This is a genomic window from Martinezella lusitana, from assembly GCF_900094565.1.
Lineage (GTDB): Bacteria > Pseudomonadota > Alphaproteobacteria > Rhizobiales > Rhizobiaceae > Rhizobium > Rhizobium lusitanum.
Map to the genome: position 1 here is coordinate 215,265 of NZ_FMAF01000002.1, position 25,033 is coordinate 240,297.

Annotated in this window: 20 protein-coding genes and 1 riboswitch; of the genes, 11 read left to right on the plus strand and 9 right to left on the minus strand. The window is 61.2% G+C overall.

The features are described 5' to 3' along the window. Positions 1-108: 108 nt before the first annotated feature. Positions 109-834, plus strand: a complete 726-nt coding sequence (phbB, locus tag GA0061101_RS04295; protein ID WP_037195853.1) for a beta-ketoacyl-ACP reductase — start codon at positions 109-111, stop codon at positions 832-834. 44 nt (positions 835-878) lie between these two features. On the opposite strand, the gene GA0061101_RS39280 is transcribed toward phbB, so the two are convergent. The 3 genes from GA0061101_RS39280 to GA0061101_RS04305 all read right to left on the minus strand — a co-directional run bounded on the left by GA0061101_RS39280 (position 879) and on the right by GA0061101_RS04305 (position 1,668). Continuing rightward, positions 879-1,052, minus strand: a complete 174-nt coding sequence (locus GA0061101_RS39280) for a hypothetical protein (protein ID WP_167669527.1) — start codon at positions 1,050-1,052, stop codon at positions 879-881. A 160-nt stretch (positions 1,053-1,212) separates the two neighbouring features. After that, a complete protein-coding gene (locus GA0061101_RS04300; RefSeq protein ID WP_037195857.1) occupies positions 1,213-1,467 on the minus strand; it encodes a YMGG-like glycine zipper-containing protein in 255 nt (84 codons plus the stop codon). A gap of 45 nt (positions 1,468-1,512) precedes the next feature. After that, positions 1,513-1,668, minus strand: coding sequence for a DUF3309 family protein (locus tag GA0061101_RS04305; RefSeq protein WP_075853478.1), 156 nt, complete (start codon positions 1,666-1,668; stop codon positions 1,513-1,515). Between the two features lie 1,272 nt (positions 1,669-2,940). Between GA0061101_RS04305 and GA0061101_RS04310 the strand changes: the two genes are divergently transcribed. The 5 genes from GA0061101_RS04310 to GA0061101_RS04330 all read left to right on the plus strand — a co-directional run bounded on the left by GA0061101_RS04310 (position 2,941) and on the right by GA0061101_RS04330 (position 9,274). Beyond that, positions 2,941-6,084, plus strand: a complete 3,144-nt coding sequence (locus tag GA0061101_RS04310; protein ID WP_092573106.1) for a helicase-related protein — start codon at positions 2,941-2,943, stop codon at positions 6,082-6,084. A 3-nt stretch (positions 6,085-6,087) separates the two neighbouring features. Next, positions 6,088-6,492, plus strand: a complete 405-nt coding sequence (locus GA0061101_RS04315; protein ID WP_037195864.1) for an RNA-binding S4 domain-containing protein — start codon at positions 6,088-6,090, stop codon at positions 6,490-6,492. Between the two features lie 207 nt (positions 6,493-6,699). After that, positions 6,700-7,038, plus strand: coding sequence for a ferredoxin FdxA (gene fdxA, locus GA0061101_RS04320; RefSeq protein ID WP_034509384.1), 339 nt, complete (start codon positions 6,700-6,702; stop codon positions 7,036-7,038). A gap of 396 nt (positions 7,039-7,434) precedes the next feature. Further along, positions 7,435-8,007 carry a CarD family transcriptional regulator gene (locus GA0061101_RS04325; RefSeq protein WP_034509382.1) on the plus strand — a complete coding sequence of 191 codons (573 nt, stop codon included), beginning with the start codon at positions 7,435-7,437 and terminating at the stop codon, positions 8,005-8,007. Between the two features lie 403 nt (positions 8,008-8,410). Beyond that, positions 8,411-9,274 carry an RNA polymerase factor sigma-32 gene (locus GA0061101_RS04330; RefSeq protein ID WP_037195866.1) on the plus strand — a complete coding sequence of 288 codons (864 nt, stop codon included), beginning with the start codon at positions 8,411-8,413 and terminating at the stop codon, positions 9,272-9,274. Positions 9,275-9,313: 39 nt separating this feature from the next. On the opposite strand, the gene GA0061101_RS04335 is transcribed toward GA0061101_RS04330, so the two are convergent. From GA0061101_RS04335 to GA0061101_RS04355, 5 genes are all read right to left on the minus strand, one after another. Beyond that, positions 9,314-10,738 carry a M48 family metalloprotease gene (locus GA0061101_RS04335; protein ID WP_037196164.1) on the minus strand — a complete coding sequence of 475 codons (1,425 nt, stop codon included), beginning with the start codon at positions 10,736-10,738 and terminating at the stop codon, positions 9,314-9,316. 379 nt (positions 10,739-11,117) lie between these two features. Further along, positions 11,118-11,846, minus strand: coding sequence for a thiamine ABC transporter ATP-binding protein (locus tag GA0061101_RS04340; protein ID WP_047553961.1), 729 nt, complete (start codon positions 11,844-11,846; stop codon positions 11,118-11,120). Next, on the minus strand, positions 11,839-13,476 hold the full coding sequence (gene thiP / locus GA0061101_RS04345; protein ID WP_092573107.1) for a thiamine/thiamine pyrophosphate ABC transporter permease ThiP: 1,638 nt from the start codon (positions 13,474-13,476) through the stop codon (positions 11,839-11,841). The genes GA0061101_RS04340 and thiP overlap by 8 nt, the downstream gene beginning before the upstream one ends. A 10-nt stretch (positions 13,477-13,486) precedes the next feature. Then, positions 13,487-14,515: a thiamine ABC transporter substrate binding subunit gene (gene thiB / locus GA0061101_RS04350; RefSeq protein WP_092573108.1), complete on the minus strand. Its 1,029-nt coding sequence runs from the start codon at positions 14,513-14,515 to the stop codon at positions 13,487-13,489. A gap of 50 nt (positions 14,516-14,565) precedes the next feature. Further along, a riboswitch (TPP riboswitch) is annotated at positions 14,566-14,682 on the minus strand. Between the two features lie 70 nt (positions 14,683-14,752). Next, the gene (locus GA0061101_RS04355) at positions 14,753-16,288 is read right to left on the minus strand and encodes an MDR family MFS transporter (protein ID WP_092573109.1); all 1,536 of its coding nucleotides are present in this window, start codon (positions 16,286-16,288) and stop codon (positions 14,753-14,755) included. Positions 16,289-16,454: 166 nt separating this feature from the next. Between GA0061101_RS04355 and GA0061101_RS04360 the strand changes: the two genes are divergently transcribed. The 5 genes from GA0061101_RS04360 (at position 16,455) to GA0061101_RS04380 (ending at position 24,208) form a co-directional block, all read left to right on the plus strand. Beyond that, positions 16,455-16,982, plus strand: coding sequence for a MarR family winged helix-turn-helix transcriptional regulator (locus tag GA0061101_RS04360; RefSeq protein ID WP_092573110.1), 528 nt, complete (start codon positions 16,455-16,457; stop codon positions 16,980-16,982). A 73-nt stretch (positions 16,983-17,055) separates the two neighbouring features. Beyond that, on the plus strand, positions 17,056-17,709 hold the full coding sequence (locus tag GA0061101_RS04365) for a thiamine diphosphokinase (RefSeq protein WP_092573111.1): 654 nt from the start codon (positions 17,056-17,058) through the stop codon (positions 17,707-17,709). 2 nt (positions 17,710-17,711) lie between these two features. Next, entirely contained in the window at positions 17,712-19,541 is a 1,830-nt protein-coding gene (locus GA0061101_RS04370; protein ID WP_092573112.1) for an ABC-F family ATP-binding cassette domain-containing protein, read from the plus strand. Positions 19,542-19,853: 312 nt separating this feature from the next. Next, positions 19,854-21,032, plus strand: a complete 1,179-nt coding sequence (locus GA0061101_RS04375) for an efflux RND transporter periplasmic adaptor subunit (RefSeq protein ID WP_092573113.1) — start codon at positions 19,854-19,856, stop codon at positions 21,030-21,032. Further along, entirely contained in the window at positions 21,029-24,208 is a 3,180-nt protein-coding gene (locus GA0061101_RS04380) for an efflux RND transporter permease subunit (RefSeq protein WP_092573114.1), read from the plus strand. Before GA0061101_RS04375 ends, GA0061101_RS04380 begins: the two co-directional genes overlap by 4 nt. A 94-nt stretch (positions 24,209-24,302) precedes the next feature. Here the strand turns inward: GA0061101_RS04380 and GA0061101_RS04385 are convergent, their stop codons facing one another. Continuing rightward, positions 24,303-25,031 (minus strand): SIS domain-containing protein, encoded by a 729-nt coding sequence (locus GA0061101_RS04385; protein ID WP_092573115.1) that lies wholly within the window; start codon positions 25,029-25,031, stop codon positions 24,303-24,305. Positions 25,032-25,033 lie beyond the last annotated feature (2 nt).

Sequence of the window (25,033 nt, forward strand, 5' to 3'; positions counted from 1 at the left end):
GGGGCGCTCGAGATCCCGAGCAAAGTTTTCCAGAAGAGGCGGTGAAGGCGGAGCAGGCGACCTGATGAGCGGTCGTCTCGTCTCCGCAGCAACAAAGGGGAGTGGCACATGAGCAGAGTGGCATTGGTAACGGGGGGTACGCGAGGAATCGGAGCGGCCATTTCAATGGCGCTGCGCAATGCGGGCTACAAGGTGGCGGCAACCTATGCCGGCAATGAGGAAAAAGCGCGGGCCTTCCACGAAGTGACAGGCATTGCCGTCTACAAGTGGGATGTGACCGACTACGAGGCCTGCGGCAAGGGCATCGCCAAGGTCGAGCACGATCTCGGCCATGTCGAGGTTCTGGTCAACAATGCCGGCATTACCCGGGACGCCATGTTCCACAAGATGACGCCACAGCAATGGCAGGAGGTTATCAATACAAACCTCACCGGCCTGTTCAACATGACGCATCATGTCTGGCAGGGCATGCGCGACCGCAGCTTCGGCCGCGTCATCAACATCTCGTCGATCAACGGTCAGAAGGGGCAGATGGGCCAGGCAAATTATTCCGCCGCCAAGGCCGGCGACCTCGGCTTCACCAAGGCGCTCGCGCAGGAGGGGGCTGCCAAAAACATCACCGTGAATGCCATTTGCCCGGGCTATATCGGCACGGAAATGGTGCTTGCTGTGCCGGAAAAGGTTTTGAACGAGCGCATCATTCCGCAGATCCCCGTGGGACGCCTGGGCCAGCCCGAGGAAATCGCCCGCGTCGTTGTCTTCCTTGCCAGCGACGATGCCGGTTTCATCACGGGATCGACGATATCAGCCAATGGCGGGCAATTCTTCGCTTGAAGCCGATCTTCGTTATCGGTGGGATTGCCGGGCGAGCCCGGCAATCATCCTCGGCCTGAATTGGCCGATTGCTGCCGTCGCGGCTTGAATTCCAGGACGACGGCTTCCAACGGCATCCGCCGCTTTTCCTTGTCACGCGCCCTTGTCGCGCAGACGAGCGCATAAAAACTGGTGCCAATGAGCGCGAACGCTGCAATGCTTGCGATGATTGCGGCCATGATGCCGTTCCTTTCTCAAAACACTGCTCCCTTCCCGCGATCGGTTCTCGCGGGAAGAGGATTGTCCTACAGGAGTTGCTCTCCCCGGGGGGGCGGCGCAAAGAGCCTGACGATCATGATCGACCGTCAAGGGCAACCGGCCATGAGGCGTCAGCCTGCCTTAGCGGCAACGAGCCTCGTAACGGTGACCATAGCGGTCGCGGTAGATGCAATAGCCGCTACGTTCATGCGACCGTCCGATAAGGTTGCCGACGACACCACCGGCGACAGCGCCGACCGCGGCGCCACCCCAGCTATGCGTGGCCACGCCACCGATCAGGGCGCCTGTACCGGCGCCGATGGCTGTGCCTTTCTCCGTGGCGGTGCACGACGCTAGTGCGCCGACGAGCGCGATCGCGACGATGATCTTCTTCATGGTTAGCTCCCTAGTGTTTCGAGGTTTTCAACAATGGTCTGAGGATCAGATCCGACCCATCAATAGCAGAATAAGAACGATAACGAGAACAAGTCCGAGGCCGCCTGATGGACCATATCCCCAAGCCCGGCTGTAACCCCAGCTCGGAAGTGCGCCGATCAGTAGCAGAATCAGTATGACGAGCAGTACCGTACCAAGCATGATGCGTCCTCCATGTGCGTCGCTCGAACATTTCGCCGGCACGGGCTTGTCGCCCGGCCAACAGCATATTCCATGCGGCCCCGCTGGTTCGTTTGTGGGGAACTAGCGGAGTTCCTTGCGTTGCTGCCGTAGAAACTTTCTTCCGGGAAAATTGTTCCGGCTAAGAAATAAAAATACGCGAGTGCAATGGGCTCGGTGTCCGGCAAAGGGTTAACGCGATCATGTGATGTGATGGCGAACCGGCCAGGCAGGACTTATGCCTATGGTTAAAATTTGCTGAAAATACAATATGTTGCGGTGAACGAAACGGGAAGGCGATCATGTCTGTGATTCGTCTGCGATTCGTTCTGCATATGGCCTTGGTTAACGTTGGGGTCGGCGGGGAAGGCGCTTGCGCTTGAGGCTCGAGCGGGAAGGAGCCTGGGCGGCTCGCCGGAAAGTGGTGCGTCGCAGGTCCGATTGGTTAATGGGGACCAGTTTGCGCGTTGGCCGGCGGGCGCGTGCCGTTCTTCATCTCGCGATGCATTTCTGTCCAGCTACTAGATATGGCCGTGAACAAACGAAATACGCGGACGAATCAGCGATTCGTCTCCGATTCGTTCCGGCTTTGGTCGAAGCGTTAACGGATACAATTACAGGGTGTATTTATTGATTCATTATATCTGGGCTCGCTGAAAGATTAACCGCAATCCAAGATTCGGGCCGAATCGCGGTCTCAACCATTCAGAGTCCTGCGTGCTTTCGACGAAAAGCCGCTATATATTGTAGAGAACAAAGGCAGAAACTGCCGGAATCAGCGATTCGTCGCTGATTCGTTCCGGCTTTGGCCCGATTGTTAATGCGACGGCGGGCACCTCGGGAAATCCGGTATGTTTACAAATGATTAACCGTAAATCCGTGTGAAATTTCGCCTCCCGCGAATTCATTGCTTGACTCCCCTTTCCACGAAAAAGGCCATGAAAGTGCGATTCAGTATCTGGTGGGATTCTGTGAATCGAAATCCATATATAGTAGTGAACAAATGAAGAACATCGCCGAGTCAGCGATTCGTCGCCGATTCGTTCCCAAGCTGTTCCCCAGTCGGGGGGACTCGCATGGGATGCAGGGATAATGTATCTTTTGGTTGAGACTGCCGTTTATGAAATCAGCTGTTGCGGCCGCTGTTTTTTGATTCAGGTCTTGCCTTTGTCACATATGGTCGTCATTTGTTCTTCTCTTCAAGGAGGAGCTCGCTGATCGGAAGACGGTAGTTTCTCGCCCATGCACGGACCCATGACTCAAATCTCGCACCCCATGATCCTGAGCGGACGCGGCGTGACCGCAGTGCTCGGACCTACCAATACCGGCAAGACCCATTATGCCATCGAGCGCATGGTGGCGCATGGCAGTGGCGTGATCGGCCTGCCGCTGCGGCTGCTCGCGCGTGAGGTCTATACGCGCGTCGTTGAGAAGGTCGGGGCCCAGCATGTTGCGCTGGTGACTGGTGAGGAAAAGATATCGCCGCCCAATGCGCGCTTTTCGGTCTGTACCGTCGAGGCCATGCCGCGCGAGACGCGTGCTTCCTTCGTCGCCATCGATGAAGTGCAGCTGGCCGGAGATCTGGAACGCGGCCATATCTTTACGGATCGCATCCTGCATTTGCGCGGCCGGGACGAGACGCTGCTGCTCGGCGCCGGCACGATGCGGCCGATTCTCGAGCAGCTTCTGCCCGGGATTACCGTCATCGAGCGGCCGAGGCTGTCGCATCTCTTCTATGCCGGGCAGAAGAAGATCACGCGCCTGCCGCAACGCACGGCGATCGTCGCCTTTTCCGCCGACGAGGTTTATGCCATCGCGGAGCTTATTCGCCGCCAGCGCGGCGGAGCCGCCGTCGTGCTCGGCGCGCTGAGCCCCCGCACCCGCAATGCGCAGGTGGCGCTCTACCAGGAAGGCGATGTCGAATATCTGGTCGCCACCGACGCCATCGGCATGGGCCTCAATCTCGACGTCGATCATGTCGCCTTTGCCCAGGACCGCAAGTTCGACGGCTATCAGTTCCGCAATCTCAATCCCGCCGAGCTCGGCCAGGTCGCAGGCCGCGCCGGGCGCCATCTGAAGGACGGCACTTTCGGCGTAACGGGTCAGGTCGATCCTTTCGACGACGAGCTGGTGCGCCGTATGGAGGGGCACGAATTCGACACGGTGAAGGTGCTGCAATGGCGCAGCAAGGATTTCGACTTCGCCTCGATCGCCGCGCTGCGCGCCAGTCTCGAAGACGCTCCGCGCGTGCAGGGCTTGACGCGGGCGCTGCCTGCGGTAGACCAGCAGGCGTTGGAATATCTGTCACGCGATCTGGAGATTGCCGATCTTGCCAGCAGCCCGGCGCGGGTCGAAAAATTATGGGAGGCCTGTGCGCTTCCCGACTATCGGCGTATCACGCCCGCCCAGCATGCCGATCTTATCGCTACCCTCTTTTCCGATCTCGTGCGCTATGGCACGGTGAAAGAGGATTTCCTGGCCGAGCAGGTGCATCGTGCCGATCGGACAGATGGCGAGATCGACACGCTTTCGGCGCGAATCGCGCAGATAAGGACTTGGACCTATGTGTCGAACCGGCCCGGTTGGCTTGCCGATCCGACACACTGGCAAGAAAAGACGCGGGAAATCGAAGATCGATTGTCCGATGCGTTACATGAACGGTTGACGAAACGCTTTGTTGATCGCAGGACATCTGTGCTCATGAAGCGCCTGAGAGAGAATGCGATGCTGGAAGCTGAAATCAGTGTGAATGGGGATGTCTTCGTCGAGGGGCATCATGTGGGGCAGTTGACCGGATTCCGGTTCACGCCAATCTCCGGAACGGAGGGGCCGGACGCCAAGGCTGTCCAGTCGGCTTCGCTGAAGGCGCTTGCGCTGGAGTTCGAGGCGCGTGCCGCTCGCATGCACGCGGCCGGCAACAGCGATCTTGCGATCAGCGCCGATGGTCTCGTGCGCTGGCTCGGCGATCCCGTGGCGCGCCTGTCGGGCAGCGATCATATCATGCGGCCGCGTGTCCTCCTGCTCGCCGACGAGCAGTTGACCGGCAATGCGCGCGATCATGTCGCCGCCCGCATCGAGCGCTTCGTGAACCATCACATCAGCACGATCCTGAAGCCGCTCGACGACCTCCAGCGCGCTGAGGATCTGCAGGGCCTCGCCAAGGGGCTCGCCTTCCAGCTGGTGGAAAATCTGGGCGTGCTCTTCCGCCGCGATGTCACCGAAGAGGTGAAGTCGCTGGATCAGGACGCGCGCGCCTCCATGCGCCGTTACGGCGTTCGCTTCGGCGCCTATCACATTTTCGTGCCAGCGCTGTTGAAGCCCGCTCCGGCCGAGCTCATCAGCCTGCTCTGGGCATTGAAGAACGATGGCCTGGACAAGCCCGGCTATGGCGATCTCATTCCGGTGCTGGCCGCCGGCCGCACCTCTGTTGTCACCGATCCGAGCTACGAGCGCATGTTCTACAAGCTCGCCGGCTTCCGCTTCCTTGGCAAGCGCGCGGTGCGCATCGACATTCTCGAGCGGTTGGCGGATATCATCCGCCCGCTGCTGCAGTGGAAGCCCGGCCAGGCTTCGCGCCCTGAAGGCGCCTATGACGGCCGCCGCTTCACGACGACGACGGCGATGCTCTCGATCCTCGGCGCGACGCTCGAGGATATGGAAGAGATCCTCAAGGGTCTCGGCTATCGTGCCGATCCCGTGAAGGCGGAGGAGGCGACAGCCTTCCTCGCACAGCAGGATGCAGTGGCGGCTCCGGCCGGGCAGGCGACGGAAGCTGCTGCCGAAAAGGCAGACCACGACGATGCCGACGCTGCCGGCGACGAGCCCGCCAAGGAGGCCGAATCAACCTCCGAGGAACCAGCTCCGGCTGCGGATGCATCGACTGAGCCGGTGGTTGCGGCGACCGAAGCTACCGAAGCCGAGGCCGTTGCAGCCGAGCCGGTGGAGCCGAAGCCGGTTCTGCTTTGGCGTCTTGGCGGTCGCAGCGATCAACAGCAGCGTCAAGGCGGGCGTGGTCACGGTGATCGCCGTGGCCAACAGGGCGAGGGCCGCGCTCAGAACGGCAACCGCCGCGCTGGCGAGCAGCAGCAGCCGAGCGGCGAAGGCAATCGCGAAGGCCGTGACAAGCGCGACGGTCGCGAAGTCCGTGGTGCCGACAAAGGCCCGCGCGGCAATAATCGCGATGGTGGCCGTCCGCCGCATCAAGGGGGCCGTCCCGAGCGCAACGACCGCCAGGAACGCGGCGATCGCAATGACCGCAACAATCGGAACGACCGGAACAATCGCGGCGCGTCGCAGCCTTTGCGCTTCGAAGCCAAGCCGCCGCGCAAGGAAAAGCCGATCGATCCGGATTCTCCTTTCGCAAAGCTCGCTGCGCTTAAGGAGCAGATGAAGAAATAGGCCATGAAGGACGAGGGACAGACATTTTCCGGTTCGCGCCAGCGCATCGACAAATGGCTGTTCTTTGCCCGCATGGTGAAATCCCGTTCGCTGGCGCAGGTCTATGTGCAGAATGGCAGCGTGCGGGTGAACGGCGAACGGGTCGTACAGCCGAGCTATGGCATCAAGGCAGGCGACCGGATCGAGCTGTCCCTCGAACGGCGCGATTTGGTCCTCGTCGTGCGTGCACCCGGCGAACGCAGGGGACCCTTTGAGGAAGCCAAGCTGCTCTACGAGGACCTGACGCCTCCGCCAGATGAGACAAAACGCCTCACGGCGTTCGAACAGGCCTTGCGGGCGCCGGGCAGCGGCAGGCCGACGAAACGCGACCGGCGCGCCATCGATCGCCTGACCAAGGACGGGGATTAGAAAACTCTGTCTGCCCCGGATGGTTTTCAAGATTGTTTGTCCTTGAAATTGGCTTACAAAGTCGATACCTCACCATCAACCTGCCGGTAACCAGCCGGACGGCACGCGTGCTCGCTTGGCATTCGTCTGTTCGTTCGGCACCGCGGGAGGGCGCGACGTTCCAGGTTGCGCATCCGCGGAAAACTAGAGACATTCCTGGAGTGCTTCATGACATACGTCGTGACCGACAATTGCATCCGCTGCAAATACACCGATTGCGTGGAAGTCTGCCCCGTCGACTGCTTCTACGAGGGCGAGAATTTTCTCGTCATCCATCCTGACGAATGCATCGATTGCGGCGTCTGCGAACCCGAATGTCCTGCCGAGGCGATCAAGCCCGATACGGAGCCGGGTCTCGACAAGTGGCTGAAGATCAATACCGAATATGCGTCCATCTGGCCGAATATCACGGTAAAGCGCGATCCGCTTCCGCAAGCCAAGGAAATGGACGGCGAAGAGGGCAAGTTCGAGAAGTATTTCTCGGCGAACCCGGGTGCGGGCGACTGATCGAAAGCCGTGACAGGCTGCCGATAAAGGTGTAGTCGATATCGCACGGAACGAATCATTGCCGTTGGGCCGCATGGGCTGTCAACGTGGCCTTTTTGGCGCGCGTGAAGCAAATTATTGATTTCCTCAGATTTTTGTGATAGCTTACCTACACTGATCCACAGCGGCATTTCGCATGCCCAAAACCATCACGAAAGCAAATCACCAATCCGTACGCGGTTTCCTTGACATATCAACGTTTTGAGTTGTCGGGTCTGGGATCGCGATGGAGGGGTTTCTTTTGCATGAGTCTGGCTGGACCAGGATGAAGTCACCCGACGGTGCTTCCGTCTCATCCGGGCCTGACTGACCCGGCGCCGGCCTTTACCGGTGCGTAACAGGGAGTTTTTGAAAAGAATGACGACCCAGCAGAAAAAACCTTCAGCAGCACGCCATGGCTTCAAGACTGGTGAATCGATCGTATATCCCGCTCACGGGGTTGGTACGATCACCGCGATTGAAGAGCAAGAAGTCGCAGGCATGAAGCTTGAGCTTTTTGTGATCGACTTCGAAAAAGACAAGATGCGTCTGAAGGTGCCCGTGGCGAAGGCCATGAGCATTGGCATGCGTAAGCTTTCCGAGACGGATTTCGTCGAGCGTGCACTTAAGGTCGTCCAGGGCAAGGCCCGCGTCAAGCGTACCATGTGGTCGCGTCGCGCTCAGGAATATGATGCCAAGATCAATTCCGGCGATCTGATCTCTATCGCTGAGGTGGTTCGCGATCTTTATCGTGCCGAGAATCAGCCGGAACAGTCTTATTCCGAACGTCAGCTCTATGAAGCCGCGCTCGATCGCATGGCGCGCGAAATTGCTGCCGTAAACAAGATGTCGGAGACCGAAGCCGTTCGCCTCGTCGAGGCCAATCTCAACAAGGGTCCCAAGCGCGGCAAGGTCGTCGAAGAAGACGATTCCCAGGACGAAGCCGCATAAGGCCAGTGTCAGATACTGCTTCAAAAAACCCGGCCCTCGTGCCGGGTTTTTTCTTTGGAACCTTTTTCCGTCTGCCGCGTTTAAAGCTCGTGTTGGCGGTCGGTGCGGGTTCCTTCCTACGGGTGAGTTGTCTCGACTGGCTGTTTCATTGATGTTCACGAGGACCGGCCTATGCGTTTTCATTCGAAGCTCCCCGGCGATCTGAAGATGCTTCAATCGTCAGATTCGTTCGCTGATATCGAGTTAGACTAGTCATCGATTATCCGGCGAGCCGGAGATTGGTCTCCAATTGCATTTCATTCATTGATTTTCATCCGAGCAGGGATGTTCGGAAACGACGCTTGCTGCCCTTTTCGTCGACCGCGGCACAGAGACGACTTGAGGCCGAACCCAGGAGATGCATATGACGAATATGTCTGCAGATCGGCGCATGATTAAAGTTGCGATGGCTGCTCCATATCTAGATCGTGACGAAGAACATGATCTCGCCATACGTTGGAAGGATCACGACGATCGCGGCGCCCGCAATCAGATCGCAACCGCCCATATGCGCCTTGTCATTTCGATGGCAGGCAAATTCCGCAATTTCGGACTGCCGATGAGCGATCTCGTGCAGGAAGGTTACGTCGGCTTGCTGGAAGCTGCCGCCCGCTTCGAGCCGGAGCGGGAGGTGCGCTTTTCGACCTATGCCAGCTGGTGGATCCGCGCGTCGATCCAGGATTATATCCTGCGCAATTGGTCGATCGTGCGCGGCGGCACGAGTTCGGCGCAGAAGGCGCTGTTTTTCAATCTCCGCCGTCTGCGCGCCAAGCTCGCAAGAAGCAATTCGAGCATTACCGTTCAGTCTATCCACGAGGAAATCGCCGTCACGCTCGGCGTCAGCCTTGCCGATGTGCAGACCATGGATGCGCGCCTTTCCGGCAGCGACACCTCGCTGCAGGCGCCTTCGATAGCAAGCGATTCGGAGAGCGCCGAACGTATCGATTTTCTCATCAGCGACGAGCCGCTTCCGGATGAGCAGGTTTCCGACATGATCGATGGCGAACGTCGTCGCATCTGGCTCGCATCGGCGCTGAAGCACCTCAATGAACGCGAGATGAAGATCATCCGCGCCCGCCGCCTTGTCGAGGATGGGGCGACGCTGGAGGAGCTTGGCGCCGATCTCGGCATTTCCAAGGAACGTGTGCGTCAGATCGAAAGCCGCGCGATGGACAAGCTCCGCAGCGCGCTGGTGGATGCCGACCCGCGTATGGCAACCTATGCCTGAGAGACACCTTCTCCCGAGCGGGGGAAGGTAAACCCGCCGTTATTCCGCAATAATCTTGACCTTGTCGCCCGGTGCAATGTTTGCGCCGGTGGGCAGGGCATTGATCAGTTTGAACAGGTCGAGCTTGCGGTCGGTGCCCATCATGCGGGCAGCAAGCGTGGTGATCGTATCGCCGGGCTTGACGGTGACGACGCGAACCCGCAACGGCTTCAGCGATGAAGCCTCCTCCGGCGTCATATGCCGGAAGCTCGACCGCAGCACATTGGCCGTCTGATCGAGCTGGGCGAGGTTCCCCTTCGGCACCGCCGTCAGGAAACGGAAGATCTGCGTGCGGTCGCGGATGACGGTGACGTCGAAATCCCAGCGATCGGCAGAAGCGCGCGCGGTGGCGGCCGGCATGCCGTTGACGGTGATCGATTGGATCGACGAAGGATCAAGGCCGGTCACCCAGCCGCTGGAAATATAATTCGTGAGGTTCTGGTTCTGGGTATCGGCAACGCCGTCGAAGCGAATGGCGATATCGCCAGGACCGGTCGCCATGACAGCCTCGACCTTGTTGTCGATACGGAAATCAGGCGGCACGTCGAAACGAATGCCAAGGCCGCCATGCAGGAAGGTCTGGCCGCGCACATAGCCTTCCTCCGGGCTGTCGCCATAGAGCAGGCCGTCGATACCGTTCAGGTAATAGTCGCGGCCGGTGTCGCCGACCTTGCCTTCCTCGCCGAATTCGCGGGCGTGTGCCTTGGCGAGGTCGATGCGCTGCGGAGTGCTCGGATGGCTGGACAGGAAGTCCAGGCTCTGGTCGACATCGGAATTGGCCGTCATGAAGCGGCTGTAGTCTTCCATGGCGTTCAGGAAGCGTGCAGCGGCGTAAGGGTCATAGCCTGCCTGGCCGAGTGTGCGAATGCCGATCTCGTCGGCCTGCAGTTCCTGCTGGCGGGAGAAGGCGGCGAGGCGCAGCTTGCCGCGGGCCAGCGCCTGCTTGCCGGCGAGATCGCTCGACAGGACCTCGGCGACGACGCGGCTGGCGATGACCTCGGCCTCTTCGCGCTTCTGGCGTTCGATGCCGTGATTGGCTGTCACGTGCGCCATTTCGTGCGACAGCACGGCGGCAACTTCCGACGCATCGTTGGCAAGAGCAAGAAGGCCGCGCGTCACATAGAGATAGCCGCCCGGCAAGGCGAAGGCGTTGATCGACGGCGAATTCAGAATGGTGATGCGATAGGATTGCTGCGGGTTCTCCGACACGCTGGTCAAGGCGCCGGCGATGCGGGCAACGAGACGTTCGGTCTTGGCGTCCTTGTATTCGCCGCCGTAACTCGCGAGAATGCGTGGATGCTCGCGCGCGCCCATCTGCGCGCGCGGATCGTTTTTCTGCACCTCGGACACGATCTGCGGATTGGCTGAGGGCGAAACGCTCGGCTGATAGGACTGATCCATCACCGTTTGGCAGCTGTTCAACATTGCCGCGGCGACAAGAAGAGAAGCCAGGCGGCGCAAACGGGCTGCGACGGGCACGCTGATCCTTCGTTTTGCTCGTTCGCTCTGCTTCAGTACCTGTGTCTCACTCATTTCGCTGCCATGCCGGCTCGGCGCCAAAATCCGGTTGATCGTTACCGGGCCGATCGTCGTCGCGCGCCGATAAAGGTTGCTTTCACCCCATCAATCCGCGTTTACCGGACGGTCTCCACCCCTTGCTCTAGCCGATTTTGGCACCGGTTGCATAGCGAGACTCCGTTTAAATGTGGCAGCGTTGTATTTTAGCAAGCATTTCTCTCAGGACTTTCAGCCGTTTGGCTGGACGAAATTAAGGCAAAACCGGCAACAGCATGCTGCGTCGCATTCAATGCTGCAAAAATGTGGTCAGTGCCGGAATGCCGCCCTCCTTCAGGAAGGCTTCGATGGGCGCGGAAAGCCGAATCGTGCCGCCGTCGATGAAGACCGCATGGTCGGCAAGACGCCTGACCTCGGCCGGATCGTGCGAGACGATGAGGACCGTATTACCGCTTTCGTGGTGGAGAGCCTTCAGCAGCTCGACCATGCCGGAGCGCAGCCCAGGATCGAGTGCGGCGAAGGGTTCGTCCAGGAGCAGGATCGGTTTGTCGCGCACCAGTGCCCGGGCGAAGGCTGCGCGCTGCCGCTCTCCGCCGGAAAGCGTTCCCGGCTTGCGCTTGTCGAAACCAGGGAGCCCGACACGCGCCAGGGCTTCCGAGACCCTTTGACGGTCCCGGGCGGAGAGTTTCAACGACGGGCTGATGCCAAGGCCGACATTGGTGAAGAGATCCAGATGGGCAAAGAGATTGTTGTCCTGGAAGACGAGCGATACCGGCCGCTCGGCGGGATGCTTGCCGGTCACATCCTGTCCGGCAAGCAGGACGCGGCCGCGATCGGGCTGCTCGAAGCCGGCCAACAGGTTGAGGAAGGTCGACTTGCCCGAGCCGGAGGGGCCGGCAATGGCAATGATCCTGCCCTCCGGCAATGCGCAATCGAAGCGGAAATCATGCGTGCCGAGGCGCAGTTCTACGCCGGTCATCGCGATGCTGCGTTCGATCATGTCGCCGCGGTCAGTCATTTCGCCTGCCTTCGTCTTCGCGGGTGCCTTGGCCCGCCGTGCCGGCGATGGTGAGGAGAAGGCATACCACGCCGAGGATCAAGGCATATCCGTCGGCATCGTTGGTGCGGTAGCTGCCGAGCTTGCTGTAGACCAGCCAGGGCAGGGTCATCAGGCTGTCGGAGCCGAAAAGAGCGACAGCGCCGAGATCGCCGAGCGAAAGCGCGATGGCGAAGGAGAGCGCCGTGAAAAGCGGTTTGCGCAGGCCGGGCCAGTCGATCAGGCGCAGGCGAGAAATCCCCTCAAGGCCGAGACTCGCCGCCAGCCGCTCGGTGCGGCGTCTATGAACCACGTAAGCCGGCTCGAGGACGCGGATGACAAAGGGCAGCGCCATCAGCGCATTGATTGTCACGATCAGGACGGCGGCGAAGCGGCTGGGATCGCCGAATGGCCTGAGCGCCAGGAACCAGCCGGTTGCCAGCACGATCGGCGGAACGAGCAGGATGAGGGAGGAGGTTCCACTCAGAGCCGTCGCCAGGCCGCGCAGGCTGAAGGTCTTGTTGCGGTCGGCCGAGATCACCGAGCGGGCGCGGATGATCGCGAACGATATCGCCACGGCCAGAAGGCCGGCGGCGAGTGCGATGGCGAGGCTCGTGACAGCCGCCTGCAGGAAGATCGTCTGACCGGCGAGCTTGAGAAGATCGGCTTCGAGGCCGGCGACGACGACCGAGGCAAGCGGCAGGCCGATGAAGAGGGCAGCGCTTGACAGCAATACAGCATCGACCCATCGCGCGGCGCGCAGCTGCCCGTCGATGCGCCGCAGGGCGCGGCCGCTCGTCAGCCCATGATCGTCAGGCGAGGGAAACAGCGTCATCGCGCCGAGGATTGCGGCTGTGACGACGATCTGCAGCAGCGACAGCAATACGGCACGACCGGGATCGAAATCGAAGCGCAGCGCCTGGTAGATCGCGACTTCCAGCGTGGTTGCGGCCGGGCCGCCGCCGAGGATCAGCACCAGTGTGAAGCTGGTGGCGCAGAGCATGAAGATCAGACCGGCGATGCCGGGAATGAGGCCGCGCAAGACAGGCCATTCGATGAAGCGAAAGACCGAGGCGGGTCGCATGCCGAGGCCTCCGGCAACAAGCCAATATTCCGCCGGCACACGCTCCAGCCCGGCGAGCATCAGCCGGCAGGCAAGCGGCATATTGAAGAAGACATGCGCCAGCAGGATGCCGGCAAGGCCGTATATGCTGACGGGCTGCGACAGGCCAAGTGCCGTGAGGGCCTGATTGAGCAATCCCTGGCGCCCCCAGATGCCGAGCAGACCGAGCGCGCCGATCAGGACAGGCAGGCCCATGGGCACGGCCATCAGGCGGATCAGCCACAGCCGCCCGGGAAAGCGCGGCTGGCGCGCCAGGGCGCGGGCGACGGGGATGGCAAGCACGATGGAGAGCAGCGCCGACAGGGTCGCCTGCAGCAGCGTGAACCGCAGCACGCGCAGCAGATACGGATCTGCGAGCGTGGAGTCGCCGCCGGATTCGATGCCGGCGGCAAGCAGGACGACGACGGCGATCCCGACGAAAAGCGCGATGCCGGCGAGGCTGAGCGCCCCGCCGGAAATGGCGCGTCTTCTTTCGAGTGCCGTCAGCATAGTCGCGATGTCAGTTGCCGCTGGTGGCGGCCAGCCATTCGTCGATCCAGGCCTTGCGGTTCTTCTCGACGACTTCAGGACTCATGAGGAAGGTCTTCGTCGGCACCACGAGCTTGCTGAAGGCGTCCGGCAGCGGCGTCGATGTAGCGGAGGCCGGCATCATCCAGTTGCTGGTGGGGATGATGTCCTGGAAGGCCGGCGACACCATGAATTTCAGGAAATCGCGGGCAAGGTCCTTATTCGAAGACGATTTGACGAGGCCGGCGACCTCGATCTGGATGTAATGTCCTTCGGAGAAGGCAGCCGCCTGATAGCGGTCGGTCTTTTCCTCGATCATGTGATAGGCCGGCGACGTGGTGTAGGAGAGCACCATCGGCGCTTCGCCCTTGGTGAAGAGATCATAGGCCTCCGACCAGCCGGGCGTCACCGTCAGGATGCGGCCCTTGAGCTTGGTCCAGGCATCGGCTGATTTGTCGCCGTAGATCGACTTGACCCAGAGCAAGAGGCCGAGGCCCGGTGTCGAGGTGCGCGGATCCTCGATGACGATCTTCTGCTGGGGATCGCCCTCGACGAGATCCTTCATGCTCTTCGGCGGGTTCTTGACCGTCTGCGTGTCATAGATGACGGCGAAATGGCCGTAATCATAGGGCACGAAGACATCATCCTTGAAATCGCCGGGAACCTTGAGCGCCGATGTGTCGACGCCGCTCGCATCGAACAAGCCGGTATCCTTGGCTTCATTGACAAGATTGGTGTCGAGGCCGAGAACGATATCGGCCTTGGTGCCGGCGCCCTCGAGCTTGAGGCGGGACAGAAGCGCCACGCCGTCGGTGACGCTGACGTAGTTGACCGTGCAGCCGCATGTCTTTTCAAAGGCGGCCTTGACCTTGGGGCCGGGACCCCAATCGGCGGTAAAGCTCTCATAGGTGTAGATGGTCAGCGTCTTGTTGGCAGCCTGGGCGGCCTGGGCAGTAAAAAACGTCGTGCCGGCGGCGAGAGCCAGGCCGGCGAAGAATGACAATAGCGATCGGTCGTGCATGACAGCGCCTCCTCTTTGGTTTCGTCTTGAAGGGGAAAAGGGCGCTATGATTTGGTCACGCGTCTAATCCCTCCGCCGGTGTTAGCCGGATCAGGTTCCGCGGGTTGGCCTGTCAAAGCCTCTCAGCCAAATATCCCAAAGGACATAAGGCACCCCGTTAGAGCATCGGCAGATTTAGCCTTGCGACGAAGGGATGACAAGGGGAATGATTCCCCCGTCGATTGCAGGCCGCACGATCTATTCGGCGGCTTCGGCGGCAACCGTGTTTTCGAATTTCTTGGTGGCGCCGGGCAGCTGCACGTTCTTCAGCGTGAGCGCTGTCAGAAGGCCGAGCAGGCAGATGCCGGCTGCCGTCATGAACAGGGGACTGAAGGCACTTGCATAGGCATTGGCGACGGCTTCGCGGGTGGCTTCCGGCAGGGCCGCCATCATCTTCGGCGTCAGTTCCTTGATGTCGGAAACGCCTGAAATCGAGACACTGACATTGCCGAGCTTGGCGGCGATGATGGCGCCATAGATGGAGATGGCGATCGAGGCGCCGCCCATCCGCGACAGCGTCACCGCGCCGGTAGCAGCACCGACGTCGCGGCTATTGGCGGCGTTCTGCACGCCGATGACAGGCACCTGCTGCGCAAGGCCGATACCGATGCCGTGCAGCAGCATCAGGCCGCCGATGACGGCGATGGGCGTGCCGGCATGGACGAAGGCGAGCGAGCCGAAAGCAATGGTGCTGCAGGCGGCGCTGGTGACGGCAAAGGGTTTGTAGCGGCCTCTTGCCGCGATCAACCTGCCGGCGGAAAGCGAGCCGCAGACGATGCCGCCGGTCAAAAGGATGAACAGCAGGCCGGCCAGCGAGGGCGAGAGGCCCGTCGTCGTCTGCAGGAAGAGAGCGAAGTAGTTGACCATGCCGATGGCGACCGCACCGCTGGTGATCGAGATGATGAGGAGCAGGCCGAATGTCGGATTGCGGAACAGTGTCATCGGCACGATTGGTTCGGGCGCACGCCGCTCGATGAAGACCCAGGCGATGGCGCAGATGACACCGAAGGCGATGATGCCGAGGCATTGCGGCGACAGCAGCGATCCGAAGAGCTCGGTGCCGTCTGCGGCGAGCACGATGCTTGTCGTCGTCAGTGCAAGAACAAGCGCGCCGGCATAATCGATCTTCGGCCGGCGGGCCGGCTTGCGGTAGGGCAGCATGGTGGCGAGGCCGGCGAGCACGACGAAGCCGATCGGCACATTGACGAGGAAAATCGAGCGCCAGCCGAACAGATCGCTCATCGTGCCGCCGAGGACGGGGCCGATGGCGCCGGACGCCATCAGCACGAGGCTCGAATAGCTCTGGTAGCGGGCGCGTTCGCGCGGCTCGAAGAGATCGGCGTTGACAGCGAAGATCGACACCATGATGCCGCCGCCGCCGAAGCCCTGCAGCACGCGGGCGGCGATCAGCGTGTTCATCGACACCGCGAGGCCGCAGACGGCGGAGCCGACAGTGAAGATCGCGATCGCCGTCATCATCACATATTTGCGGCCGAAGAGGTCGCCGAGCTTGCCATAAACAGGCATCACGGCGGAAAGGGAGAGAAGATAGGCCGATCCGATCCAGCCGAAGCGTTCCAGATGCCCGAACTCGCCGACGATGGTAGGGAGTGCCGTCGATACGATCTGATTGTCGAGCGTTGCCATGAACATGGCGGTCATCAGAAACAGGAAGAGAATAAGCCGCCGCCTGGGATCCGTCACGAGCGGCGCGAACGTTGTCTGCATGTCCATGGAGCAAGATATCCGAGCTTGTCCGAAACGCTGCGCAGTCGAGCGAATGCGCGGGGCGCCCCGGTTTCATATAGGAAACATATGTGCTGTTAGCATATAATTGTCAATGACAGGTGAATGCTGTTTGCATGTTTTATTTCTTTTCCGCCTCTGATATGGTGGAAAAATGACATCAGCGATGAATACACGTGAAGTTGAAGGCCCGCCGCTGACCGAAGACGCGAATCTCCTGCTGATCGGTCAGGCGATGACGCGCATGCGCCTGCTGACAGGCCGCCGTATGATCGGCAGGCTCGCCATTCAGAACGTCGCCCCGGGGCTTGAGCTTTCGCATCTCGATGTGCTCGACGTCGTGAGGCGGGCAGAGGCCACAGGCGAAGTCACCGTCGGGACGATTGCGGACATCCTGCGCATCGATCCGTCGCGGGCGAGCCGCATCGTTGCCGATATGGTGGCGCGCGGTGTCTTGCGGCGAAAGGCGTCCCAGGCAGATGCGCGGCGCATCGTCGTCGTGCTCACCGCGCTCGGGCAACGGTTGCTGTCGGAAATTCAGGCGCAAAAATACTCCGTCATCGGCGGCATCTTTGCCGATTGGTCGGCTGAGGAAATCAAGAGTTTCTCGTTGTTGTTCGATCGCTATGTCACAGGCTATGAACGCGTTATTGAGGCCCGCCTCAAGGAAACGACCGACTGAGCGGCCGACACGGGTCGTTCTTGCGAACGGCGCTCTTCCCTAGGGATACGACTTTGCGCTATGGGCTTGGCGCATGAGCCAGTCCACCACCTTCACCATCCTACTCGGCGGCGAGCTTCGCATGACGGATCGGTTGCGCGCCGCGGTTTCCGGTAGCCGTTTCATCGCGGCCGATGGCGGCATGCGCCATGCCGTGGCGCTTGGCGTAGAGCCGGAGCTCTGGGTCGGCGATTTCGACTCCACGCCCGCGGACCTCCTCGCGGCGTTTCCCAAGGTGCCGAAGCAGCCCTATCCGGCGGCGAAAGCGGCAACCGATGGCGAGATTGCCGTATCGGAGGCAATCGATCGTGGGGCGACCAGGCTGATCCTCGCCGGGGCCATGGGTGGCGAACGGTCTGATCATGCGATCCAGCACCTGCTCTACGGCGTCCAGCTCGCCGAAAAGGGCTTTGATGTGCTGCTGACCTCCGGTGATGAGGAAGCGGTGCCGCTTCCGCCGGGAGAGCTGATGCTTCAGCTACCGGCCGGATCGCTGTTTTCGGTTCTCGGTTTCAGCGACCTTACGGGGCTTTTCATCGACAATGCCCGTTATCCCTTGCGCGATTTCCATCTGCCCTTCGGCACGTCGCGCACCATTTCCAATGTGGCGGAAGGCGCTGTGCGCGTTTCGCTCGGCAGCGGCAGGGCGATCGTCCTTGCCCGCCCTTATGATCTCAGCGGAGTCTGATCTTGGCCCCTCCCATTCTGAAACTCGACGACATCTTCCTGAGCTTCGGCGGAGCACCCCTGCTCGCCGGCGCCGGGCTGCAGGTGGAGCCGGGTGACAAGATCTGCCTCGTCGGCCGCAATGGTTCGGGCAAGTCGACTCTTTTGAAGATCGCAGCCGGCATGGTCGAGGCGCAGTCCGGCGAAGTGTTCCGTCATCCGTCGTCGACCGTGCGCTATCTCGAACAGGCGCCGGATTTCGCCGATTACAAGACGGTGGCCGCCTATGCCGAAGCCGGGTTGGGGCCTGGCGACGATCCCTATCGCGTCACCTATCTCCTGTCGCATCTCGGCCTCACCGGCGAAGAAGATCCGAAGAACCTTTCGGGCGGCGAAGCGCGCCGTGCGGCTCTTGCCCGCGTTCTGGCGCCGGAGCCGGACATCCTTCTGCTCGATGAGCCCACAAACCATCTGGACCTGCCAACCATCGAATGGCTGGAAGGCGAGCTGCAGAAGACCCGCAGCGCGCTGGTATTGATCTCGCACGACCGTCGTTTCCTCGAAAAAGTCTCGACGGCGACCGTCTGGCTCGATCGCGGCACCTCGCGGCGGCTCGATCGCGGCTTTGCATTCTTCGAAGCCTGGCGCGATCAGGTGCTGGAAGCCGAAGAGCTGGAGCAGCACAAGCTCGGCAAGGCGATCGAGCGCGAGGAGCACTGGCTGCGCTACGGCGTGACCGCGCGGCGCAAGCGCAACATGCGTCGCCTCGGCGAATTGCACGACATGCGCTCGCGCCATCGTGGCCACAGGGGCGCGCTGGGTTCCGTGCAGGCGACCGCCGCGTATGCGCAGGAGAGCGGCAAGCTGGTGATCGAGGCCGAGAAGATTACAAAGGCCTATGACGAACGCGTCATCGTGGCGCCGTTTTCGATCCGCGTGCATCGCGGCGATTGCATCGGCCTCGTCGGTCCGAACGGCGCCGGCAAGACGACGCTCCTGAAGATGCTGACCGGCCAATTGGCCCCGGAGAGTGGCACGGTGAAGCTCGGCACCAATCTGGAGATCGCCACGCTCGACCAGAAGCGCGAAGAGCTTGATCCCGAGGACACGCTTGCCAACTACCTGACCGACGGGCGAGGCGAAAACCTGCTTGTCAACGGCGAGCAACGGCATGTAACCGGCTACATGAAGGAATTCCTGTTTCAGCCGGAGCAGGCCCGCACGCCGATCAGGAATCTTTCCGGCGGCGAGCGCGCCCGGCTGATGCTGGCGCGTATCCTGTCGCGGCCGACCAATCTGCTGATCCTCGACGAACCCACAAACGATCTCGACATCGAGACGCTCGATCTGCTGCAGGAAATCGTCGCCGGCTTTTCCGGCACGGTCATCCTCGTCAGCCACGACCGCGATTTTCTCGACCGCACCGTGACCTCGACGATCGCGCCCGCCAACCCGGAAGATCCGGACGGCCGATGGATCGAATATGCCGGCGGCTATTCGGACATGCTCACCCAGCGCAAGGGCGCGATGGAAGAGCGCAAGCGGGCGGAAAAGGCGGCTGAAAAGCCGAGGGCCGCAGAGACTGCGTCATCCGCCGCGGACGCTTCGAAAGGCAAGGCCAAGCTTTCCTACAAGCAGAAATTCGCATTGGAAAACCTGCCCAAGGAAATGGCCAAGGCGGAAGCGGAGATCGCCGTCCGCGAGAAGAAAATGGCCGATCCCACTCTCTTCACCAAGGATCCCGCTACGTTCAATCGTCTTGCGGCAGAGATGGAAAAGCTGCGCGAAAGCTTGATCAGGATGGAAGAGGAATGGCTTGAGCTTGAAATGCTGCGCGAGGAGCTGGAGGGCTGATATCTCTGCCAGCTCGCCCTATGCGCGTCCGTCTATATTAGAAAAAACAATCGGTTGCGCTCGGTCGCGGCCGCTTCATTCCCTGTTGTCGAATCCGATAAACTGTTTATACATTAACGCATGCTGCCGGACGATGAGCCGGTTGATACCCCCGGGCCGGCGCGGCCCGTGGCGCATGTTGGGGAAGTCCGAAGAGACTTGATTGGATTTCGCCTGATGGCGACAGGTCCTTCGTAAAAGTTGCAGGCAAATATCGTAGACGTTTAACGCGGCGGCGCTTATTGCCGTGTGCGGTTTTTCGAGGGGGCCTTCATGCCGATGCTGCCGCGTGCCATTTTGTTCAGCTGTGTAATCACCGTTTTCTCGAGCGCCCAGGCGCTGGCGCAAAGCGCGCCGGCTGCGCCCGTCACGGTCGCCAAGCCCGTCGTTCGCGATGTCATCGACAGCGACGAGTTCATCGGGCGCTTCCAGGCGGTCGACGAGGTCTCCGTGCGCTCGCGGGTCGGCGGTTATCTGCAGGAGGTGCATTTCAAGGACGGCACCATGGTCAAGCAGGGCGATCTGCTCTTTGTCATCGACCAGCGGCCGTTCATCACCACCTTGAACGAGGCGACGGCGTCGCTGGAGGTGGCGAAATCGTCGCTCACGCTTGCCGATGCGCAATTCAAGCGGACGGAATCCCTGTCGACGACGGGCAGCCAGTCGGCCTCGAACCTGGACGACCGCCGCCGCGACCTGATCTCGGCACAGGCGAATGTGCGTGGGGCGGAGGCGGCCGTGGATCGCGCCAATCTCGACATGGATTTCACCAAGATCACCGCGCCGCTCAGCGGCCGGATCGACCGCCGGCTGATTTCCGTCGGCAATCTCGTGCAGGCCGATCAGACCATCCTCACGACCATCGTGTCTCTCGACCCGATCGATTTCTATTTTGACGTCGATGAGCGCCGGCTGCTTTCCTATGCCGACGAGGCGCGCAAGAACGGCAGCGCCTTGCAGCAGGGCGGCGGCGGTCTCAACGTCACCGTGACGATCGCCGACTCTCACCAGAAGTCTTTCAAGGGCAAGCTCGACTTTGCGGAAAACCGTGTGGACAATCAAACGGGTACGATCCGTGTTCGCGCTACCTTCCCCAACCCCGATCTCATTCTCCAGCCCGGCCTGTTTGGGCGCATCCAGGTGCAGGGCTCTAACAGCTACAAGGCGATTCTGGTGCCCGACGAAGCCATCGGTTCGGATCAGAACCAGCGTGTCGTCTATGTCGTCGACACGGCCGGCAACGTGACGCCGAAGTCGGTGCGGGTCGGGCCGAAGCTTTATGGCTACCGGGTGATCCGCGACGGCATGACTGGTGATGAGACCATTATTGTCAACGGCCTGATGCGCATCAGGCCCGGCGTCAAGGTCGCGCCTCAGCTGATCGAATTGCCGCAGGAAGCGTCGAATGACGAGCCGCCGGCTCAGGCGGACGCACAGGGGACGGATCAATGAGGTTTTCCCATTTTTTCGTCGACCGGCCGATTTTCGCGTCGGTTCTGTCCATCGTGCTGCTGATCGTCGGCGGCATTGCCTATTTCCAGCTTCCGGTGGCGCAATATCCGGAGGTCGCGCCTCCCACGATCGTGGTGCGCACCTCCTATCCGGGCGCCGATTCCCAGACGATCGCCGATACGGTGGCGACGCCGATCGAGCAGGAGGTCAACGGCGTGGAAGACATGCTCTACATGTCCTCCTATTCCAGCGCCGACGGCTCGATGTCGCTGACCATCACCTTCAAGCTCGGCACCGATCTTGACAAGGCGCAGGTGCTGGTGCAGAACCGCGTCGCCATTGCCGAACCGCGCCTGCCCGATGATGTCCGCCGCATCGGCATCACCACGGTCAAAAGCTCGCCCGACCTGATGATGGTCGTGCATCTGCTCTCGCCGAGCAACCGCTACGACCAGCTTTATATCTCCAACTATGCCCGAACGCGCATCCGCGACCTTCTCGTCCGTCTCGACGGTGTCGGCGACGTGCAGCTCTTCGGCGAGCGGCAATATTCGCTGCGCATCTGGCTCGACCCGGAAAAGCTCGCCGCCTACGGCATGACCGCAGGCGACATCGTCCAGGCGTTGCGGGACCAGAACGTGCAGGTGTCCGGCGGCTCGATCGGCGGGCCGCCGGTTTCGGGCACCAACGCCTTTCAATATACGGTGACGACCCAGGGGCGTTTTTCCGATGCGCGGCAATTCCGCTATGTCATCGTCAAGGCGACGGATAGCGGCCGGCTCGTGCAGCTGCAGGACGTGGCGCGTATCGAGCTCGGCGCGCAGGACTACGTTACCAACAGCTATCTGAACGGCAAGCCGGCGGTTGCGCTCGGCATCTTTGCCCGCCCCGGCACCAATGCGCTTGACGCCGCCGCAAGCATCCAGAAGACGATGCAGAGCCTGGCGCAGGATTTTCCGCAGGGCCTCGAATATCGCATCGTCTACAATCCGACCGAATTCATCGCGGAATCGATCTACGAGGTCTATAAGACGATCTTCGAGGCAGCCGTGCTCGTTGCCATCGTCGTGCTGGTCTTCCTGCAGTCGTGGCGGACGGCGATCATTCCGATCGTCGCCATTCCGGTATCGCTCATCGGCACCTTCGCCTTCCTGCTTGCCTTCGGTTTCTCGCTGAACATGCTGACGCTGTTCGGCCTGGTGCTCGCCATCGGCATCGTCGTCGACGACGCGATCGTGGTCGTCGAAAACGTCGAGCGCAACCTGGCGCTCGGGATGACGCCAAAGGAGGCGTCGCATGTGACGATGAACGAGGTCGGCACTGCGGTTCTGGCGATTTCGCTGGTCCTGATCGCCGTCTTCCTGCCGACGGCCTTCATTCCGGGCATAACGGGACAGTTCTACCGGCAGTTCGCCGTGACCATTTCCATCGCAACGGCGATTTCCTGCCTGAATTCGTTGACGCTCTCGCCGGCGATTGCCGCCATCGTGCTGCGTCCACACGACCACAAGAAATCCAACAATATCGTCTCGCGTTTCGGTCGCGCTCTGGGCGATGAGTTCAACAGGGGTTTCGAGTCGATGAGCAGGGGCTATTCCTGGGTCATCCGCCATCTCGTCACCACCTGGGTCGCGCTTGGCTGCGCTCTTCTCGTGTTCGTCGGGCTGCTCGGCGCGACCTGGTTCATGGGCAGGATCGTGCCGCAGGGCTTCGTTCCCACAATGGACCAGGGTTATGCCATCGTCGTCGTGCAATTGCCGGATGGAGCGTCGCTGGCGCGCACCAATGCCGTCATCGAGAAGGCGACCGCGATCATCAACAAGACGCCTGGCGTGGAAAACGCGGTTGCTTTTGCCGGCTTCAATGGCGCGACCTTCACCAATGCCTCGAATTCGGGCGTCATCTTCACGCCCTTCAAACCCTTCGAGGAGAGATTGAAGAGCGGCGAGACGGCCATGAAGATCATCGGCCAGATCTATGGTAGCCTCCAGGGCATTCAGGAGGCCTTCATCATCGCCATTCCGCCGCCATCGATCCGCGGCGTCGGCAATTCCGGCGGCTTCAAGATGCAGATCATGGACCGCGAAAATCCCGACATGCGCCGGATCCTGCCGCTGGCCTATCAAATGATGGGCGCTGCCGCACAGAATAAGGGTGTCAGCGGCGTCTTCACCACCTTCTCGGCCAACAGCCCGCAATATTTCCTGGCGATCGACCGCGACAAGGCGCGGGCGCTGAACGTGCCGATCCCGAACATCTTCGAGACGCTGTCGATCAACCTCGGCACGTCCTACGTCAACGACTTCAATGCCTTCGGCCGCGTCTATCAGGTGCGGGCGCAGGCCGACCAGCAATATCGCATGGACCGGGAGGATATTCTGGCGCTGAAGGTTCGCTCAGCCACTGGCGCGCTGGTGCCGCTCGGCACCCTCGTCGATATCCGGGATACGACCGGGCCGACGCTGGTGCAGCGCTACAATATGTATGTGTCGGTTCCCATCCAGGGCAATCCGGCGCCGGGCGTCTCCACCGGTACGGCCCTCGACACCATGGAGGGGCTGGCGAAGAACCTTCTTCCGACGGGCACGACCTTCGAATGGACGGAGCTTGCCTATCAGGAAAGGAATACCGGCAATACGGCGGTCTATATCTTCGCCCTGTCGGTCATCTTCGTTTTCCTTGCGCTTGCGGCCCAGTATGAAAGCTGGACGCTGCCGCTCGCCATCATCCTCATCGTGCCGCTGGCGGTGCTCGCCGCATTGATCGGGGTGCATCTGAGAGGCATGGACAACAATATCCTGACGCAGATCGGGCTCATCGTGCTGATCGGCCTTGCGGCCAAGAACGCGATCCTGATCGTCGAATTCGCGCGTCAGGCGCAGCTCGAAGGAAAGAGCGCGGTGGAGGCGGCGATCGAGGCCAGCCATCTGCGTCTGCGCCCGATCCTGATGACGGCCTTCGCATTCATCTTCGGCGTCGTGCCGTTGATGATTGCGACCGGACCCGGCGCGGAAATGCGCCAGTCGCTCGGCACGGCCGTATTCTCCGGCATGCTCGGCGTGACGCTGTTCGGCCTGTTCCTGACGCCGGTCTTCTACGTCGTGCTGCGCAGGCGGCGCAAGCAGACGGAGGCAGTGGTGGAAGAGCCGTCAGCCTCAGACGCGGCGGCGCAATAACATCAATTGGAGCGGCTCAGCTTTCCATGGGATCGCTGAGCCGCTCCAATCGTTTGCTTTCATGCAATTCCGGACTGAAAACCGCCGCGCGTTTCTAGAGATGCGGGTTGCGTGGCCGATATTTCTTCACCAGCCGCTGATTGGTTTCCTTGGCGCCCGGCATGTTGGCGCTGAGGTAGACGGGCGGTTCGCCGTCCTTGCAAAGCTCGGCGGCGACATCGGCAAAGATGGCGTTCAGCACCGTGGTGCCGATGGCCGTCGATGCCGGCCCGACCTTCAGGTCGGTGCCCGGCAGGTCGATGATGGCGTCGCCCGGCGGCAGGCCGTTGTCCAGCACGATATCTGCGATATCAGCAAGCCGCCTGCGGCCGTTGGCGATGGCGGCCGAATAGGCGAACGAGGTGATGGCGATGACGGTCGCGCCGATTTCTCGGCCGAAATCGGCGGCCTCGATCGGCGCGGCATTGACGCCAGAATTGGAGGCGATGATCAGCACGTCGCCCGGCTGCATGCCATAGCGCTCGAAGATCGGGCGGATGAGGCCCTCCGTGCGTTCATAGACCGAGCTGATGACGGCGCCTTCGTGCAGCATGGCGGATCCCACAAGCACCGGGATGGTGAAAGCCAAGCCGCCGGCGCGATAGTGCACCTCTTCCGCCAGCATATGCGAATGGCCGGTGCCGAAGACATAGACGCGGCGATCGGCGCGCGCTGCCGTGCTGATGGCGGCGGCGGCCCTCGACATCGGTTCCGCCAGCGCTTCGCGCAGGGTTTCCAGCCGGCCAATGAGGGCGGAGAAATAGCTGTCTGTGATTGTGCTCATGC

Coding starts and splice junctions, on each gene's coding strand:
- phbB (WP_037195853.1), top strand. CDS start 109: ATGAGCAGAGTGGCATTGGTAACGGGGGGTACGCGAGGAATCGGAGCG.
- GA0061101_RS39280 (WP_167669527.1), bottom strand. CDS start 1,052: ATGGCCGCAATCATCGCAAGCATTGCAGCGTTCGCGCTCATTGGCACC.
- GA0061101_RS04300 (WP_037195857.1), bottom strand. CDS start 1,467: ATGAAGAAGATCATCGTCGCGATCGCGCTCGTCGGCGCACTAGCGTCG.
- GA0061101_RS04305 (WP_075853478.1), bottom strand. CDS start 1,668: ATGCTTGGTACGGTACTGCTCGTCATACTGATTCTGCTACTGATCGGC.
- GA0061101_RS04310 (WP_092573106.1), top strand. CDS start 2,941: ATGACTCAAATCTCGCACCCCATGATCCTGAGCGGACGCGGCGTGACC.
- GA0061101_RS04315 (WP_037195864.1), top strand. CDS start 6,088: ATGAAGGACGAGGGACAGACATTTTCCGGTTCGCGCCAGCGCATCGAC.
- fdxA (WP_034509384.1), top strand. CDS start 6,700: ATGACATACGTCGTGACCGACAATTGCATCCGCTGCAAATACACCGAT.
- GA0061101_RS04325 (WP_034509382.1), top strand. CDS start 7,435: ATGACGACCCAGCAGAAAAAACCTTCAGCAGCACGCCATGGCTTCAAG.
- GA0061101_RS04330 (WP_037195866.1), top strand. CDS start 8,411: ATGACGAATATGTCTGCAGATCGGCGCATGATTAAAGTTGCGATGGCT.
- GA0061101_RS04335 (WP_037196164.1), bottom strand. CDS start 10,738: ATGTTGAACAGCTGCCAAACGGTGATGGATCAGTCCTATCAGCCGAGC.
- GA0061101_RS04340 (WP_047553961.1), bottom strand. CDS start 11,846: ATGACTGACCGCGGCGACATGATCGAACGCAGCATCGCGATGACCGGC.
- thiP (WP_092573107.1), bottom strand. CDS start 13,476: ATGCTGACGGCACTCGAAAGAAGACGCGCCATTTCCGGCGGGGCGCTC.
- thiB (WP_092573108.1), bottom strand. CDS start 14,515: ATGCACGACCGATCGCTATTGTCATTCTTCGCCGGCCTGGCTCTCGCC.
- GA0061101_RS04355 (WP_092573109.1), bottom strand. CDS start 16,288: ATGGACATGCAGACAACGTTCGCGCCGCTCGTGACGGATCCCAGGCGG.
- GA0061101_RS04360 (WP_092573110.1), top strand. CDS start 16,455: ATGACATCAGCGATGAATACACGTGAAGTTGAAGGCCCGCCGCTGACC.
- GA0061101_RS04365 (WP_092573111.1), top strand. CDS start 17,056: ATGAGCCAGTCCACCACCTTCACCATCCTACTCGGCGGCGAGCTTCGC.
- GA0061101_RS04375 (WP_092573113.1), top strand. CDS start 19,854: ATGCCGATGCTGCCGCGTGCCATTTTGTTCAGCTGTGTAATCACCGTT.
- GA0061101_RS04380 (WP_092573114.1), top strand. CDS start 21,029: ATGAGGTTTTCCCATTTTTTCGTCGACCGGCCGATTTTCGCGTCGGTT.
- GA0061101_RS04385 (WP_092573115.1), bottom strand. CDS start 25,031: ATGAGCACAATCACAGACAGCTATTTCTCCGCCCTCATTGGCCGGCTG.